Annotated in this window: 14 protein-coding genes; 9 read left to right on the plus strand and 5 right to left on the minus strand. The window is 37.4% G+C overall.

Annotated elements, in window-relative coordinates; all coding sequences use genetic code 11:
• Nucleotides 1-62: 62 nt before the first annotated feature.
• The 4 genes from rpsJ to GVN22_RS02930 all read right to left on the minus strand — a co-directional run bounded on the left by rpsJ (nucleotide 63) and on the right by GVN22_RS02930 (nucleotide 4,273).
• On the minus strand, nucleotides 63-368 hold the full coding sequence (gene rpsJ, locus GVN22_RS02915; RefSeq protein ID WP_095167108.1) for a 30S ribosomal protein S10: 306 nt from the start codon (nucleotides 366-368) through the stop codon (nucleotides 63-65).
• 147 nt (nucleotides 369-515) lie between these two features.
• Nucleotides 516-1,226: a pseudouridine synthase gene (locus tag GVN22_RS02920; RefSeq protein WP_166549584.1), complete on the minus strand. Its 711-nt coding sequence runs from the start codon at nucleotides 1,224-1,226 to the stop codon at nucleotides 516-518.
• A gap of 82 nt (nucleotides 1,227-1,308) precedes the next feature.
• Nucleotides 1,309-3,402 (minus strand): elongation factor G, encoded by a 2,094-nt coding sequence (gene fusA / locus GVN22_RS02925; protein WP_166549585.1) that lies wholly within the window; start codon nucleotides 3,400-3,402, stop codon nucleotides 1,309-1,311.
• A 313-nt stretch (nucleotides 3,403-3,715) separates the two neighbouring features.
• The gene (locus tag GVN22_RS02930) at nucleotides 3,716-4,273 is read right to left on the minus strand and encodes a hypothetical protein (RefSeq protein ID WP_166549586.1); all 558 of its coding nucleotides are present in this window, start codon (nucleotides 4,271-4,273) and stop codon (nucleotides 3,716-3,718) included.
• A 168-nt stretch (nucleotides 4,274-4,441) separates the two neighbouring features.
• Between GVN22_RS02930 and GVN22_RS28070 the strand changes: the two genes are divergently transcribed.
• The 7 genes from GVN22_RS28070 to GVN22_RS02960 all read left to right on the plus strand — a co-directional run bounded on the left by GVN22_RS28070 (nucleotide 4,442) and on the right by GVN22_RS02960 (nucleotide 13,933).
• A complete protein-coding gene (locus GVN22_RS28070; protein WP_255494240.1) occupies nucleotides 4,442-4,567 on the plus strand; it encodes a hypothetical protein in 126 nt (41 codons plus the stop codon).
• Between the two features lie 589 nt (nucleotides 4,568-5,156).
• Nucleotides 5,157-6,479, plus strand: coding sequence for a 4-hydroxy-3-methylbut-2-enyl diphosphate reductase (locus GVN22_RS02935; RefSeq protein ID WP_240915553.1), 1,323 nt, complete (start codon nucleotides 5,157-5,159; stop codon nucleotides 6,477-6,479).
• Between the two features lie 217 nt (nucleotides 6,480-6,696).
• Nucleotides 6,697-7,764, plus strand: a complete 1,068-nt coding sequence (locus GVN22_RS02940) for a ferredoxin--NADP reductase (protein ID WP_166549587.1) — start codon at nucleotides 6,697-6,699, stop codon at nucleotides 7,762-7,764.
• A gap of 528 nt (nucleotides 7,765-8,292) precedes the next feature.
• Nucleotides 8,293-10,185, plus strand: coding sequence for an amidophosphoribosyltransferase (locus GVN22_RS02945; RefSeq protein ID WP_166549588.1), 1,893 nt, complete (start codon nucleotides 8,293-8,295; stop codon nucleotides 10,183-10,185).
• Nucleotides 10,186-10,375: 190 nt separating this feature from the next.
• The gene (gene recQ / locus GVN22_RS02950) at nucleotides 10,376-12,514 is read left to right on the plus strand and encodes a DNA helicase RecQ (RefSeq protein ID WP_166549589.1); all 2,139 of its coding nucleotides are present in this window, start codon (nucleotides 10,376-10,378) and stop codon (nucleotides 12,512-12,514) included.
• Between the two features lie 4 nt (nucleotides 12,515-12,518).
• Entirely contained in the window at nucleotides 12,519-12,962 is a 444-nt protein-coding gene (locus GVN22_RS02955) for a transcription elongation factor (RefSeq protein ID WP_166549590.1), read from the plus strand.
• A 35-nt stretch (nucleotides 12,963-12,997) separates the two neighbouring features.
• Nucleotides 12,998-13,933, plus strand: a complete 936-nt coding sequence (locus tag GVN22_RS02960) for a sugar phosphate isomerase/epimerase (RefSeq protein WP_166549591.1) — start codon at nucleotides 12,998-13,000, stop codon at nucleotides 13,931-13,933.
• A gap of 37 nt (nucleotides 13,934-13,970) precedes the next feature.
• Here the strand turns inward: GVN22_RS02960 and GVN22_RS02965 are convergent, their stop codons facing one another.
• Nucleotides 13,971-14,297 (minus strand): DUF721 domain-containing protein, encoded by a 327-nt coding sequence (locus GVN22_RS02965; RefSeq protein ID WP_166549592.1) that lies wholly within the window; start codon nucleotides 14,295-14,297, stop codon nucleotides 13,971-13,973.
• A 58-nt stretch (nucleotides 14,298-14,355) separates the two neighbouring features.
• Between GVN22_RS02965 and GVN22_RS02970 the strand changes: the two genes are divergently transcribed.
• Entirely contained in the window at nucleotides 14,356-14,763 is a 408-nt protein-coding gene (locus tag GVN22_RS02970; RefSeq protein WP_166549593.1) for a hypothetical protein, read from the plus strand.
• 304 nt (nucleotides 14,764-15,067) lie between these two features.
• A complete protein-coding gene (locus GVN22_RS02975; protein ID WP_166549594.1) occupies nucleotides 15,068-15,910 on the plus strand; it encodes a MotA/TolQ/ExbB proton channel family protein in 843 nt (280 codons plus the stop codon).
• Nucleotides 15,911-15,942: the final 32 nt, after the last annotated feature.

Raw genomic sequence — 15,942 nt, forward strand, 5'->3', positions numbered from 1 at the left:
AACAAAAATCCCATCTAGACTTGGTCTGGATGGGATTTTTTATGATTTGGAATCAAGGCAAACTACACTTTGATTTCAACGTCAACACCTGAAGGCAATTCTAATTTCATCAAAGCATCAACTGTTTTTGGAGATGATGAGTAGATGTCGATTAGACGCTTGTAAGTACACAATTGGAATTGCTCACGAGCTTTTTTGTTAACGTGTGGTGAACGCAAAACTGTGAATTTTTCCACTTTTGTAGGCAAAGGAATAGGACCTGAAACAACAGCACCTGTAGCCTTAACAGCCTTCACGATTTTCTCAGCCGATTTGTCCACTAAAGTGTGGTCAAAAGACTTCAATTTGATTCTGATTTTTTGATTCATCTGAATTGGTACGTTTGGTAAAACCAAAGCCGAAAGTACCATTTGCTTCGGATTTGGGACTGCAAAATTACTGATTTACAAGTTATTGAGCAAATGCTATTCTAGATATTTTTATAAAGCAAAATGATTTGTAGCTTAATGATATAACTATTGATGTTCAATAAGTAAACCATCTGTAGAAATTCCAATCTTTTGTAGAATTTCCAAGAACTCATTTTGTAAGGGTGCTTCAATCAACAATGGTTCATTTGTAATAGGATGAACTATCTCCAACGAAGCTGCATGAAGAAGCATAGTATTCAGTCCAAAATGCTGCTCAAACATCTTATTATGTTTACATTCTCCATGAGTTTTGTCACCAATAAGATAATGGCGTAATTGTGCAAAATGCCTTCTTATTTGGTGCATTCGACCTGTTTCAGGATATATTTCTGCCAACGAATATCGAGACGTTGGATAGCGACTCACTTCTATCGGTAACTCAATTTGCTGCAAACATTTAAATCGAGTAAGCGCATCTTGCATATCTCCATTGTCTTTAGCCAAAGGTCTGTCAGTAAAGCCTTCTTCTGGTAAATATCCTCTTACTAAAGCCCAATATTTTTTGCGAGTAGTATGTTGTTCAAACTGCTGTTTGACAAGTTTATCTACCTCTTTATTCAAGGCAAATAATAGTACTCCACCAGTTTTACGGTCAATTCGGTGACATGGACTTACCCAAACACCCAGTTGGTCTCGAAGTAGCTGTAAAGCAAATACAGTTTCTTCAGCAGCAATAGGCGAGCGGTGTACCAACAAATTATGAGGTTTGTTGATGGCTACAAGATATTCGTCTTGATAAAGAATGGGGAGCGTCATTGGAGTAGGGGATAAATAAAACCGCCCCCACGACAAGTCGAGGAGGCGGTAGCTTATATACAACTAGCAAGCTAGTGTGTTATTACAAACCTTTAGCTTTTTTCACTACTTCGTCAGCAATGTTTTGCGGAACGAATTCATAGTGAGAGAAAGTCAAGTTAGCTGTAGCACGACCAGAAGACATTGTACGAAGGTCAGTTACATAACCGAACAATTCAGACAATGGAATATCTGCTTTCAAGATTACAGCACCTTGTTTTGAGTCCATACCTTTCATCATACCACGACGACGGTTCATGTCACCTGTGATAGGACCAGTATATTCGTCAGGAGTTACTACTTCAACAGCCATGATAGGCTCCATCAATTTAGCACCTGCTGCTTTTGCTGCTTCTTTGTAACCCATACGAGCTGCCAATTCGAATGACAATGCATCTGAATCGACATCGTGGAATGAACCGTGGAACAAACGAACACGCATTGAGTCCATTGGGTATCCAGCTAAAGCACCATTTTTCATAGCACCTTCGAAACCTTTTTGGATAGCAGGGATAAATTCTTTTGGAATCACACCACCAACGATACCGTTAACGAATTCCAAACCTTCTTTACCATCTTCTCTTGGTCCCATTTCGAATACGATGTCGGCAAACTTACCTTTACCACCCGATTGTTTCTTGTAAACTTCACGGTGTTCAGTAGTTTTAGTCAACGATTCTTTGTAAGCTACCTGAGGAGCACCTTGGTTTACTTCCACTTTGAATTCACGACGCATACGGTCGATGATGATTTCAAGGTGAAGTTCACCCATACCTTTGATGATAGTTTGACCAGTTTCTTCGTTAGATTCAACTTGCAAAGTAGGGTCTTCTTCGATCAATTTACCAATAGCTTTCGAGAAGTTGTCTTGGTCAGCTGATTTCTTAGGCTCGATAGCATAACCGATAACTGGATCAGGGAATACCATTGATTCAAGAACGATAGGGTTTTTCTCATCAGAAAGGGTATCACCAGTTTTGATGTCTTTGAAACCTACTACCGCAGCAATATCACCAGCCTCTAAGCGCTCGATTGAGTTTTGCTTGTTAGCGTGCATTTGGAAGATACGAGAGATACGCTCTTTGTTTCCAGAACGGTTGTTCAAGATATAAGAACCAGCCTCTAACACACCTGAGTAAGCACGAACAAAACACAAACGACCTACATAAGGGTCAGTTGCGATTTTAAATGCTAAAGCAGAGAATGGCTCAGAAGTAGATGGTTTACGGATGATCTCAGCATCAGTACGAGGGTCAGTACCTTTGATAGATTCTTTATCTAATGGAGAAGGAAGAATCGCCATTACATAATCCAACATTGTTTGAACACCTTTGTTTTTGAAAGATGAACCACACAACATAGGAACGATTTTCATTGAGATAGTAGCTTCACGAAGAGCAGCCAAAATTTCATCTTCAGAGATAGATTCTGGATCTTCGAAATATTTCTCCATCAATGACTCGTCAAATTCAGCTACAGCTTCCAATAATTTCTCACGGTATTCAGTAGCTTCTTCCAACATATCTTCAGGAATAGGTACTACTTCGAAAGTCATACCTTTATCGTGCTCATTCCATTTGATACCACGGAAGTTTACCAAGTCAACTACACCTTCAAATTTATCTTCAGCACCGATAGGCAATTGAAGAGGTACAGCGTAGCTACCCAACATTTCCTTCACTTGACGACATACATTCAAGAAGTCAGCACCTGAACGGTCCATTTTGTTAACAAAACCTAAACGAGGTACGTTATAGTTGTTAGCCAAACGCCAGTTAGTTTCAGATTGAGGCTCAACACCATCAACAGCACTGAACAAGAATACAAGACCATCCAATACACGCAAAGAACGGTTTACCTCTACAGTAAAGTCAACGTGACCTGGAGTATCGATAATGTTGATATGGTATTTCTCATCTCTATAGTTCCAGTTTACAGTAGTAGCCGCTGAAGTAATAGTAATACCACGCTCTTGCTCTTGCTCCATCCAGTCCATAGTCGCAGCACCGTCGTGTACCTCACCGATTTTGTGGCTTACACCAGCATAATACAAGATACGCTCAGTAGTAGTAGTCTTACCAGCGTCAATGTGGGCCGCGATACCAATGTTTCTTGTGTATTTTAAATCCCTTGCCATTTTAAATGTTGATTATTTAGTTTTTTTTAGTTCTTCTTTAGTTGGTTAGTTCTTGGCGCAAATTTCTAATTATCAATTATTAATGAATTTGACATGACTAACCATCTTAAAATCAGGGTGCAAAATTACTGAATCTTAGCGAAATACAAAAATTATCACGATAAGTTTTCATTAATAAAGTCAACAAAAGTGATTTTGGATTAAACCAAGAATATTTCCAATAACAAAAAACGCTTGTCGCAACTGCAACAAGCGTTTTTGTATCACCTAACCACTAAATATATTTTTACACAAAAAATTGTATTTTTTATGTCTATTGAATACTTGCTTTAAATTTTGACCACGACAATTGAGCTTGTTCTCCTTCGGCATTGTTTGCCATAATAATGATTTCGCCCTCAATTTCATCATCTGTCAATTTGATGATGTTAACACGTCCTACTCCATTTAGCAAACCTTCCGAATTGGGAAGAGACGCTTGATAAAAATTGTTGATGTCACGATACTGACTAAAATCTTTTACAATGTTTCCTACATTTTTTTGTGTACCATTTCCAGGGATAAAAAAAGTAGATGGTTTATCCACATTGTAAAGTCTTACATAAACAGATTCAGAAGTACTGTCGTCGGTGGCCATAATCGTGATACTATTTCCACCTCTTTCTATTAATTTTTTGACAACTACTTTGGACGTTTTGAAAGAATGCTCTCGATTCTCTTCGAAACTAATATTTCCTTTGAAAAACCCTTGTTTGTTCTGATTAAAATCTGCAACCCCGTGACTGAATGATATTAAACTAGCAACGAAGCAAAGCAGGATTCCTAATAGCACCATTGGGTTTCGGAAGAAACGCCTTGTTCTAATTTTCATGAACTTGTATCGTTAAGTGTACTTGTAAGAGTACTTTAACTGTTAGAAATAACTTGAAACACTAATTGGCAAATATTTTGCTAATAGCATTGTTGTATTTTTTTTATCTAAGCAACAACAAAAATAGAATACTCTAATTACTTTATCAATAGCATATCCAATACTTTATTGTTAAAGTTATTAAACGGTTGTTTGTATGACTTTGCCAAACAGTCGTTCAATAACCGACTTGCCTATCTTATTGACGCACGAATGGGGCTGAAAGTTACAGATAAAAACGGAAAAACTTTTTAAATACGCTTAAAAGCTTGTTTTAGAGGTTTTTGAAAGAAGAGGTTTTGTCAACTAATACGTTTGGTTGAATCAAATATACGCTAAATAATAAGAGAATATTAATGAGAAAAATCATTTTTTTGAAAGGTCTAAAGAAATACTCAATACAAAATTAATAGATACAAAGCTTTAAGCTTAGGGTGATTCAAGAATACTCGTTTGGCTTTAATAAGGACTTTGTATTAAATCTCGAGAGTTGGATTTTTCGAACTAATCACAATAAAAAAAGTGTTTTCATATTGGGCTACTTGTTTACCAATCGGGGTACAATAAAGCATATTTTTAAAAGTGGCCCGCTTAAATGAAAATTGCTTTGTGAGTTTTGAAAAAACAAGAAATTAACCTTTGTGAAAATATCCGTGAGACAACTATTATCTTTGGCGTACTTTTCCTGAAAATCTTATTAAGATGACAGGTCGATGAATTATAGCAATAACGTCTAACAGTACCAAAGACAATCACCTTGTAAGGGTGTTTGAAAGATTTTACAAGTTTTTTGTGATTAAACGACGATTTTCAAAACTGTTAGGTCAAAAACTAGTTTAATAAAATGGAGTTATTTACTAAATCTCCCGTTAAGGAAGCACAACGTGCGTCAGGTTCAGAGGCTGAGTCTATTGGGCTAGAAGCACGCAAAAAAATGAAGAAAATGAAGTCTTTTCAAATACCAGAACTCTATAAGAGTAGTATCATTGGAGGAATCAAGGAAAAACGTCGCCAAAAGGACAAGCTAAAGAAGGACTTTACGCCAACATTGCTTGATTTTGGTACTGTACGTTTCTTGATTTCAAGACATTTTGGATTTTGCTATGGTGTTGAAAATGCGGTAGAGATAGCGTATAAAACCATCGATGAGAATCCCAACAAACGAATTTTCTTGCTTTCTGAGATGATTCATAATCCCGATGTAAATGCAGATTTGCTGAGTCGTGGAGTACAGTTTATCATGAATACTTCGGGTGATCAACTGATCGAATGGGAATCTCTTACCAGCGATGATGTTGTCATTGTGCCTGCTTTTGGGACAACTTTGGAGATACAACAAAAACTCTCAGATATCGGTATTAATGCCTATCAGTATGATACAACTTGCCCATTTGTCGAAAAGGTGTGGAATCGTGCATCTGCTATTGGACAAAAGGATTATACCATTGTCGTACATGGCAAACCTTCGCATGAAGAAACTCGTGCGACTTTTTCGCATGCCAAACAAAACGCTCCAACAATCGTGGTGAAGGACATGAAGCAAACGGTTGAGCTGGCAAAATATATCACAGGAGAAAAACCTCAAGCAGATTTTTATACAGAATTTAAGGGGCAATACTCTGAAAATTTTGATATTGAGAAAGATTTACGTCGTATAGGTGTCGTAAATCAAACAACGATGTTGGCTTCTGATACACAAGCAATTGCTGACTATCTTAAGAATGTCATGCGTGAAAAATATCACGTTGATGGGCTTGATATTACTTCTTATTTTGCAGATACTCGTGATACTCTTTGTTATGCTACCAACGATAATCAAAGTGCTACGTATGGGTTATTAGAAAAAGAAGCCGATTTGGTAATTGTTGCAGGTGGTTACAACTCTTCAAATACTTCACATTTAGTAGAGCTTTGTGAACAAAAACTACCGACTTATTTTATTTCTTCAGCAGATAAAATTTTATCAGAAAATCTAATTAGTCATTTTGATTTACATACTAAAAATGAAAAAGTGACAGAGAGTTTTCTGCCCCATAAAGATATTACCACAATAATGCTAACCTGCGGTGCGTCATGTCCCGATGCAGTTGTGGAGGCAATTCTTCTTCGATTACTCTCTTTTTTCCCTAATACCAAAAATGTAGACGAGGTAGTGACTCAACTTTAGCGTTACTATAGGTTTATTATCCATGCATTAGGGAAAATTATCCTTTGATACCCCAATAGATTGCTGTAGTTTTGTGGTCGAATTATCCTAAAAGTCCCATGATAAGAAATAGGACTTTTAGGGTATTCGTTCCTTGAATTGATTTAGAAACCAGACTTTAATTTGACTTTTATCGGGTTCGAAAAAGTAAAGGTCTTGTAAACTGTTATATCATTAGATGAGTGCAAAATATTTTCATTTGACTGTAAAGGAGGTTATTGAAGAAACTCCAGATACAAAGACTTTTTCTTTTTGGCATCCTATCCATCAAGCTGTCAGTTACAAGGCTGGACAGTTTTTGACTTTAATTCCAGAAATTGATGGTAAAAAAGTACGTCGTAGTTATTCAATGTCTAGTTCGCCTAACAAGGATGCTTCGATTGCTATAACTATTAAACGTGTTCCGGGAGGACTGGTATCAAATTACCTTTGTGACAATCTTAAGGTAGGCGATGCGCTCGAAATGATGGAACCAATGGGACATTTTGTAATCGAACCAAATCCAACTAAGTCGCGAGTAATCGTTTTATTTGGTGGTGGTTCAGGTATTACGCCATTAATGTCAATTGCCAAATCAGTTTTGCCAGTAGAAACTGATACCAAAGTGTATTTAGTCTATGGTTCAAGAAATGAAGAGAATATCATTTTCAAGAAACAATTAGAAGAACTAGAAAAAACTTATCAAGGTCGTTTTAGAGTATTACATGTGCTAAGTCAACCTTCTTATACATGGACAGGTTACAAAACTCGTATCAACCAAGCGTCGGCGGTAACTTTCTTAAAACAAGATTTTGGGTTGGATATTGGTAAAGCCGAATATTACTTGTGTGGACCAGAAGGTATGATGGAGCAGGTAGAAAATGCCATTAGAATTTTTGGAGTAAGCGATGCCCAAATCCACAAAGAACATTTCTTCAGTGCACATGATACCGCTGCCAACGAAGCAGATGAAGAAGAGGGCGGTAGCTTAAAAGAGCAAATGGTTACCATTCAATACGAAGGAGAAGATTATCAAGTATTAGTAAAACCACACGAAACAATCCTTGAAGCGGCACTTCGCGAAGATATAGATTTACCATATTCATGTCAGGCAGGTATGTGTACTGCATGTATGGGCAAATGTTTGAGCGGAAAAGTTCAAATGGACGAAGAAGACGGTTTGACAGATAATGAAATCAAACAAGGCTATATTTTGACCTGTGTAGCGCACCCAGCTACATCAGGCGTAGTCATTGAAATAGAATAAATACTCCACAATAGTTATCCACAAGTTTTCGAAATTGTGGATAACTATTGTTTATAAGTAACAAAACACATCAAAGTATCTGATATTACAGTATTTATACCTAATGAGGAACTATTTTAAATAGGGCTTTGTATGGCAATTATAACTAAAGTTATTCGCTTACCGAAAAGCATTAGTAGTTTTCCAAAATAGCTTGTAGCTTTGGTTGGTAATATCAAAAACGAGAGTCTTTTCAGTAATTCATAAAATATTTTGGATGAAATTATAAGTAAATAAAGATTTAGTTTTCAATAACCATTAAGTATCAAATTCTTACTTTATCATTCGAAAATATGGCACAAAAATTCTTGGTAATCTCAGGATTTTCTACCTAATTTTGTTTACTGAAAGATAACCCATCGTTAACCCTCTATTAATCTGAATTTTATTGCGAAAAATTACCGAACCACTTTAATCTGTATAAATGGTTTCAGGAGTACTATTTTTTAATAATACTCGACAAACGCAAAATAACTACCAAGTAAAGTCATGTCTGACGCAATCAAACACGAGTGTGGTATCGCACTCATCCGTCTCCGAAAAGACTATCAGTACTATATCAATAAGTACGGAACCCCGCTGTATGGTATCAACAAGCTTTACCTAATGATGGAAAAGCAAGTGAACCGAGGACAAGACGGTGCAGGTGTAGCCAACATCAAAATTGATGTGCCTGCTGGTCACAGATATATCAGCAGATACCGTTCTGTAGAGCAAAATGCTGTAGCTGATATTTTCGGAAAAATTTACAAGAAGTTTCGTAAAGGCTTGAAAGACCACAAAGACAAAGCTAAAGATGCCAAGTGGATTCAAGAAAATGTAGCATTCTCTGGTGAAGTATTTTTGGGTCACCTGCGCTATGGTACACACGGTCAAAACGAAATCGAAAACTGCCACCCAATGTTGCGTCAAAGCAACTGGAGAAGTAGAAACTTGGTAGTTGCTGGTAACTTTAACATGACTAATGTAGAAGAACTTTTTAATAAGTTAATCTCATTAGGACAGCATCCGAAGGAAAAAGTGGATACAGTAACCGTGATGGAAAAAATTGGGCATTTCTTAGATGAAGAAAACCAACGTCAGTTTGACTTCCATAAACATAGCTACGAAAATCCAGAGTTGTCAAATGTGATTGAAGACAACATTGATTTGCAAAGAGTATTACAGCGTTCGTGTCGTGATTTTGATGGTGGATACGCCATGTGCGGTGTGACTGGACACGGTTCTGCTTTTGTAGCACGCGACCCAGCGGGTATTCGCCCAGCTTTTTGGTATGCCGATGATGAAGTGGTAGTAGTTGCCTCAGAAAAACAAGCTATCAAAACGTCATTTAACTGTAATTACGAAGATATTCAGGAAGTACAGCCAGGTCATGCTTTAATTATTGACAAACGTGGTAACTATTCTGAAAAGAAATTTATTGAACCACTCGAAAAGAAATCGTGTAGCTTCGAAAGAATCTATTTCTCACGCGCTTCAGATCCAGATATTTATGCCGAACGTAAGGAATTAGGACGTTTGGTAATCCCACAAGTACTTCAAGAAGTAAATTACGACCTCAAAAATACCGTATTCTCGTATATTCCAAACACTGCTGAAACTGCCTTTTTGGGTATGATTGAAGGCTTGGAAGATTATCTTGCCAAAGAACGTAAGAAAGCCATCATGGGCGGAGGTTTGGCAGAAGAGACTTTAGAGGAGTTATTGACTTTCCGTCCTCGTGTTGAAAAGTTGATTTCGAAAGATGTAAAACTTCGTACTTTCATCACCAATGATGCCGATCGTAATGATATGGTGTCACATGTGTATGACACTACTTATGAGGTAATCAAAAAAGGAGTTGATAATGTTGTATTGATTGACGACTCTATCGTAAGAGGTACAACACTCGAGCGCTCTATTTTGAAGTTGTTGGATAAATTAGGTCCTAAGAAAATCGTAATTGTTTCATCAGCTCCTCAAATTCGCTATCCAGATTGTTATGGTATCGATATGTCAAGAATGAAAGATTTTGTGGCATTCCGTGCAACTTATGAATTGTTGATAGAGCGTCACATGGAAGATATCCTTGAAGATACTTTGGGTCGTTGTGTAAGTGCTTTTGAATTAGGAACTGCTCATACACAAAACTTTGTGAAGGCGATTTACGAACCATTTACAAACGAAGAGATTTCAGCTAAAATCGCAGATATTGTAAAGCCAGCAGACTTAAAAGCTGATTTGGCAATTGTTTATCAAACAGTAGACAGTCTGAACAAAGCTTGTCCATATAATCTTGGTGACTGGTATTTTACGGGTAACTTCCCAACACCAGGTGGTAATAAGGTTGTAAACAAAGCTTTTGTAAACTTTATGAAAGGAGTAGAAATTAGAGCTTACTAGTTTCTAAAACGATTTTTTTCAAAAGCGGGTAAATGCTGTATGGTATTTACCCGCTTTTATTTTGTACAAGCAATAACTCAGTTTTATCCTAAACCCAAACATTTGCTAACTTTGTGTTGAAGATGCAACATTCTACACGCTATGTTTTACAGACATCTTCATCATCATTCACTATTTATATTTTGCTAAAATGGCATTGACAAAAGAACAAGTACTCAAGCAATATTTTGGGTATGATAAATTTAGACCTCTTCAGGCTGACATCATTGATTGGGTATTGTATGGACAGGATTGTATGGTATTGATGCCAACAGGGGGAGGAAAATCCCTTTGTTTTCAGGTACCAGCACTGATGATGCAAGGAATTACGATTGTAATTTCCCCTCTAATCGCATTAATGCACGACCAAGTTCAAGCATTGCAAGCCAATGGTATTCCTTCTGCTTATATCAACTCTTCGCTTTCTGGTGCTGAACGATTTGCGATAGAACGCCAATGTAAAGCTGGTGAAATAAAGCTACTATATATTTCTCCTGAAAAACTCTTTTCGAATGGATACCTCGATTGGATAAAGTCTTTGCAAGTAAGTATGGTGGCCGTGGATGAATCTCACTGTGTATCTGTTTGGGGACATGATTTTAGACCCGAATATACTCAATTACACGTGCTGAAGTCTGCATTGCCCAATGTGCCTTTTATGGCATTAACTGCTACAGCTGATAGAGTAACCAGAAAAGATGTACTTACCCAGTTGGGAATTCCCGAAGCTCGCGTCTTTATTAGTTCGTTTGACAGACCCAACTTATCATTGTCGGTACAACCAGGACGAAATCGCTTGAAGACGATTCAAAAGTTTATTCAAGAACGCCCTCGAAAAGCAGGCATTATATATTGTTTAAGTAGAAAAAATACAGAACAACTCGCCGACTCACTGCTAAAAGTGGGTATCTCTGCTCGATGCTATCACGCAGGGATGAGCACCGACGAACGTGCCAAAGTACAAGACCAATTTTTACGAGATGATATACAAGTGATCTGCGCTACTATTGCTTTTGGTATGGGTATCGACAAGTCCAATGTTCGTTGGGTAATGCACTATTCACTGCCAGCTAATATCGAAAGTTTTTATCAGGAAATAGGTCGTGCAGGTCGTGATGGTGTAAAAGCTGATACACTATTGTTTTATTCTTATAATGACCTTATTGTCCGAAAAGATATGCTGGCGCAATCTGAATTGCCAGCAGAAATGAAAGAAGTCCAATTAGCTAAGTTGGATAGATTAAAGCAATATGCAGAAGCCGAAATTTGTCGTAGACGGATTCTATTAAGCTATTTCAACGAGGAGGTCGACCGTGACTGTGGAAATTGTGATGTTTGTAAAAATCCCCCTATTAGGTTTGATGCGAGTGTACTAGCTCAGAAAGCCCTTTCTGCAATCGCACGTACTAATGAAAGAATCGCTATGGGTATGCTGATTGATATACTTCGTGGTTCTAATAATCGTAAAATTATAGAACATCGTTATCATGAAATCAAAACCTTTGGCGCAGGGCGTGATTTGAAATATGAAGAGTGGGCAGACTACATTCAGCAAATGCTTAATTCAGGTATTATGGATATTGCCTACGACGAGCAACATGCCTTCAAACTAAACAACGCTTCTTGGTCGGTATTGAAGGATGGTAAAAAAGTGCAACTTGTACGCTTTAGGCCATTTGAAGAAAAGCAAGCTGAACGCGAAGCCAATGCAGCTCCTAAAGAAAAAACCAAACGAGAGGTGGTTCGTGATGAGTTGTTTGAGCGTTTGCGATTGTTGCGTAAACAAATTGCCGATAACTTGGATATTCCTCCATTTGTGGTCTTTTCAGATGCAACCCTTTCTGATATGGCGCAGAAAAAACCTATTTCTCCAGCCGAGATGCTCAATGTATCAGGGGTAGGAGAGCAGAAGTTCAGACAATATGGTGATGCTTTCCTCAAAGAGATTCGGGATTTCATCAAAACTTTAGGTAAATCTGGAGGTGAAAAAGGAGATACCGCCAAAATAAGCTTTTCACTTTATGAAGAAGGTTTATCCCTAGATGAGATAGCAGAAAGAAGAGGTTTGAGCCCTGTTACGATTGTATCGCATCTGGTGAAGTTCTTTGAAGAAGGTCACCCTGTAGATTTACGCAAATTTGTCACTACAGTAGAGTTTAACGCTATTGCCCAAGCCATGAAAATACTTGGTACTAAAAAAGGAGAACCTGTCAAACCTGTGTTTGACTTGTTGCAGGGCAAATACGATTACCACAAAATCAAAGTTGTAATGGCTTTGTTAGACAAGTAGACTTATGAAACAAGAGGTTATAGATTATATTAAAAATCAGCTAGAAGAACGAATGCAAGCTGCTTGGGGTGCTATGCAAGCTGCCCAAGCTTCTGCCAATGAGGAAAGTAAAAGTTCTGCTGGGGACAAATACGAAACAGCAAGAGCGATGGGGCAGTTAGATAGAGATATGTACGCTCGCCAATACGAACAAGCTCGTCAAGAAAGAGTTCTGCTCGAAAGGATAGATCCTCAACATACTCCTCAACATGTGTCTTTGGGCGCACTTGTGCATACGAGTATGGGGATATTTTTTATTGCTGTTAGCTTGGGTTCAATCAAAGTAGTAGGCGAAGCAGTGATGGTAGTGTCAGCCCAATCTCCTATTGGTGCATTACTAATGGGGAAAGTTGTAGGCGATTCATTTGATTTTAGAGGAAAAAAACACCAAATTCAACAAATAGCTTAATCAAAACCATCTTACCCTTCATTCTGAATCTTACTATGATACAACAAACAAGAAGAGATTTTCTCAAAAAATCCTCATTAGGATTAGCAGGGTTGGCCTTGTCATCAAATGACTGGCTAAATAGTGCTGCTAAACCTTTTTATGAAATATCACTAGCCGAATGGTCTTTGCATAAAACAATCTTTAGTGGCAAATTGAGTAATTTAGATTTTCCACAATTTGCTAAAAAAGAGTTTGGTTTAGAGATTGTTGAATATGTAAATCAATTTTTCCCTGATAAAGCAAAAGATAAAGCCTATCTCAAAGAATTAAGGACAAGATCTGTAGAATCAGGAATTCGCAATCACCTGATTATGATTGATGCCGAAGGCGAATTAGGTGAAGCTGATACTCAAAAACGTAAGCAAGCTGTCGAAAACCATTACAAATGGGTGGAGGCTGCGCAGTTTTTAGGTTGCCAAACCATTCGGGTAAATTCAAGAGGAGAGGGAGACCCTAAAGAAGTGGCTAAGCGATGTGTAGAAAGCTTGAGAACATTAAGCGAATTTGGAAAGGCTCATAATATCAATATCATCGTAGAAAACCACGGAGGATATTCTGCCAATGGTGCATGGTTGGCGGGTATTATGAAAGAGGTTGGAATGAAAAACTGCGGAACATTACCCGATTTTGGCAACTTCTGTTTAGAATGGAGTGGTGCAGAGTGGCATAGTCATTGCAAAACACAATATGACCCATACAAAGGTACCGCCGAAATGATGCCGTATGCTAAGGGAGTAAGTGCTAAAACCTTTAATTTTGATGCCAAAGGCAATGAGCCAACGATTGATTATATAAAAATGATGAATGTTATCAAGAAGTCAGGTTTTAGAGGCATTATCGGTATAGAGTATGAAGGAGAAACCCTAACCGAAATAGAAGGAATCAAAAAGACTATAGCATTACTGAAAAAAGCAACATCAGCCATATAAAAAAAGCCCTTGTGTCAGATTAACACAAGGGCTTTTTTTAAAGGAAAATCACTTCATTAACTAATTCAGCACCAATAGCTTGATTGATTAGCTGAAGAATCTTGTTTTTTGCCATTAACAACTCATTTCGCAAAGAGGCCGAATCCAGTTGAATATACAGTTTTGCTTCAGTAATATAAACCTTGGTTGTTCTCGCAGCAATAGGAGCTCCCATAATTTGCTCCCAGTGAGCAGCTACATAGGTTTCATCAAACTTTGTACGAAGTTTGTAAAACTCTAGCATATCTTCAATTGCTTCTTTGAGGGAGGAAGCGCTTGTTTTACGCTTCGCATTTTCTCGATTATATGAATAATATTGCGCCATATCTGTAAGGAATAAACACTCAAAGGTACAGCTAATAGCTGAAAAAAATACAATTCGCATGAACACATTATTGCTATATATTCAAGTACGAAAGAGTCCATTGGAGGTTCGCTACCAAAATCCATTGCACCAAATTATTTATCAAGAAGGCTGGTCTGCCAACTTTGTAACCTATGACATTGATAATTATTCTGAGAGTCTTATTTTGAATCAGTTAAAAGTTGCCATCAGTAATGCAGTAGAAATATTTGTATTAATAGATGCCGAACCAGAAGCTAACTTAGGGGGAGTCGGCAATATAGTATCGATTCTTGCTGATAAATCATCTAAGGTTCGGATCCGCCTAGAAGGAGGGCATACAATTCTTGAAAAATATCTGAGTGTTTTTTCTCATCAAAAGTCAGTAGTAAATACTCATGAAATACAGAAAATTGAAACAATCCTTGATAAGATTTACCCGAAATAAGATATTGTTCAAAAGTTTATATATTTTCTTGTAAAAATCAAATTCTTCAAAAAGTACATCAAAAGTATTGAATAGAGCTTTAAAATATTACTATAATACAATGTTTGTTGAATACGGACGAATTTCTTAAAAAAAACTTGACAATAGAGATATGAGAATTAAAAGAAATTTATGTTAGTTTTGTCATTACTAGAAAACATAAAACAATCGAAATAATCTTTTGTCTTGAAACAGTTTTCTGTAGATTTATTTTAAAAAATCACCTAAAAATTGTTTTTTAACTTAAACCCAAATTACCAAACTAATGAGTACACAACAAGCAAAACCAGCTGCTCCAAAGCCAGCAGCACCAGCAAACAAAAAGTCAGGCGGTATTCCTGCGGGCGTAATCATTTTGATTCTATTTGCTGTAGCACTTTCTCTTTACAAATTCGTAATGGGAGATCCTTCTCACTTTGAGAACAACAACCCAGACGGACACCCAATTCCAGGTGACTATTTTGGTATCGTTTACAAAGGTGGTATCATCGTACCAGTTTTGATGACATGTTTCTTGATTTCATTGACTTTCTCTATCGAGCGTATCCTTACAATCGGTAAAGCAAAAGGTACTGGTGACATCAACGCTTTCGTTCGTAAAATCCAAGCTTCTTTGGACAAAGACGATGTTGAAGGTGCATTGAAAGAGTGTGACAAACAAAAAGGTTCAGTAGGTAACGTTACTTTAGCTGCTGTTAAAAAGTACAAGCAATTGTCTACAGACGGTTCTTTAGACAAAGAACAAAAATTGGCTGCATTGAGCAAAGAAGTTGAAGAAGCTACTTCATTGGAATTGCCAATTTTGGAGAAAAACCTTACTATCATCGCTACATTGGCGTCGGTATCTACCCTTATTGGTCTATTAGGTACTGTAATCGGTATGATCAAAGCGTTCTCGGCTTTGGGTAACTCAGGAGGTTCAACTGACTCTTCAGCTCTTGCAAACGGTATCTCTGAAGCCCTAGTAAACACTGCATTGGGTATCGGTACTTCAGCTGTATGTATCATCGGTTATAACTTCTTTACGTCTAAAATTGACGAATTGACATATAGCATTGACGAAATCGGTTTGAGCGTTAACCAAAACTTCGCTTCTCACCACAGTTAGTAGTTTGAAAATTGGGCAATTTGAAAATCTGA

It is taken from the genome of Cellulophaga sp. BC115SP, assembly GCF_009905545.1.
In the GTDB taxonomy this organism is placed as follows: Bacteria; Bacteroidota; Bacteroidia; order Cytophagales; family Spirosomataceae; genus Flectobacillus; species Flectobacillus rivi.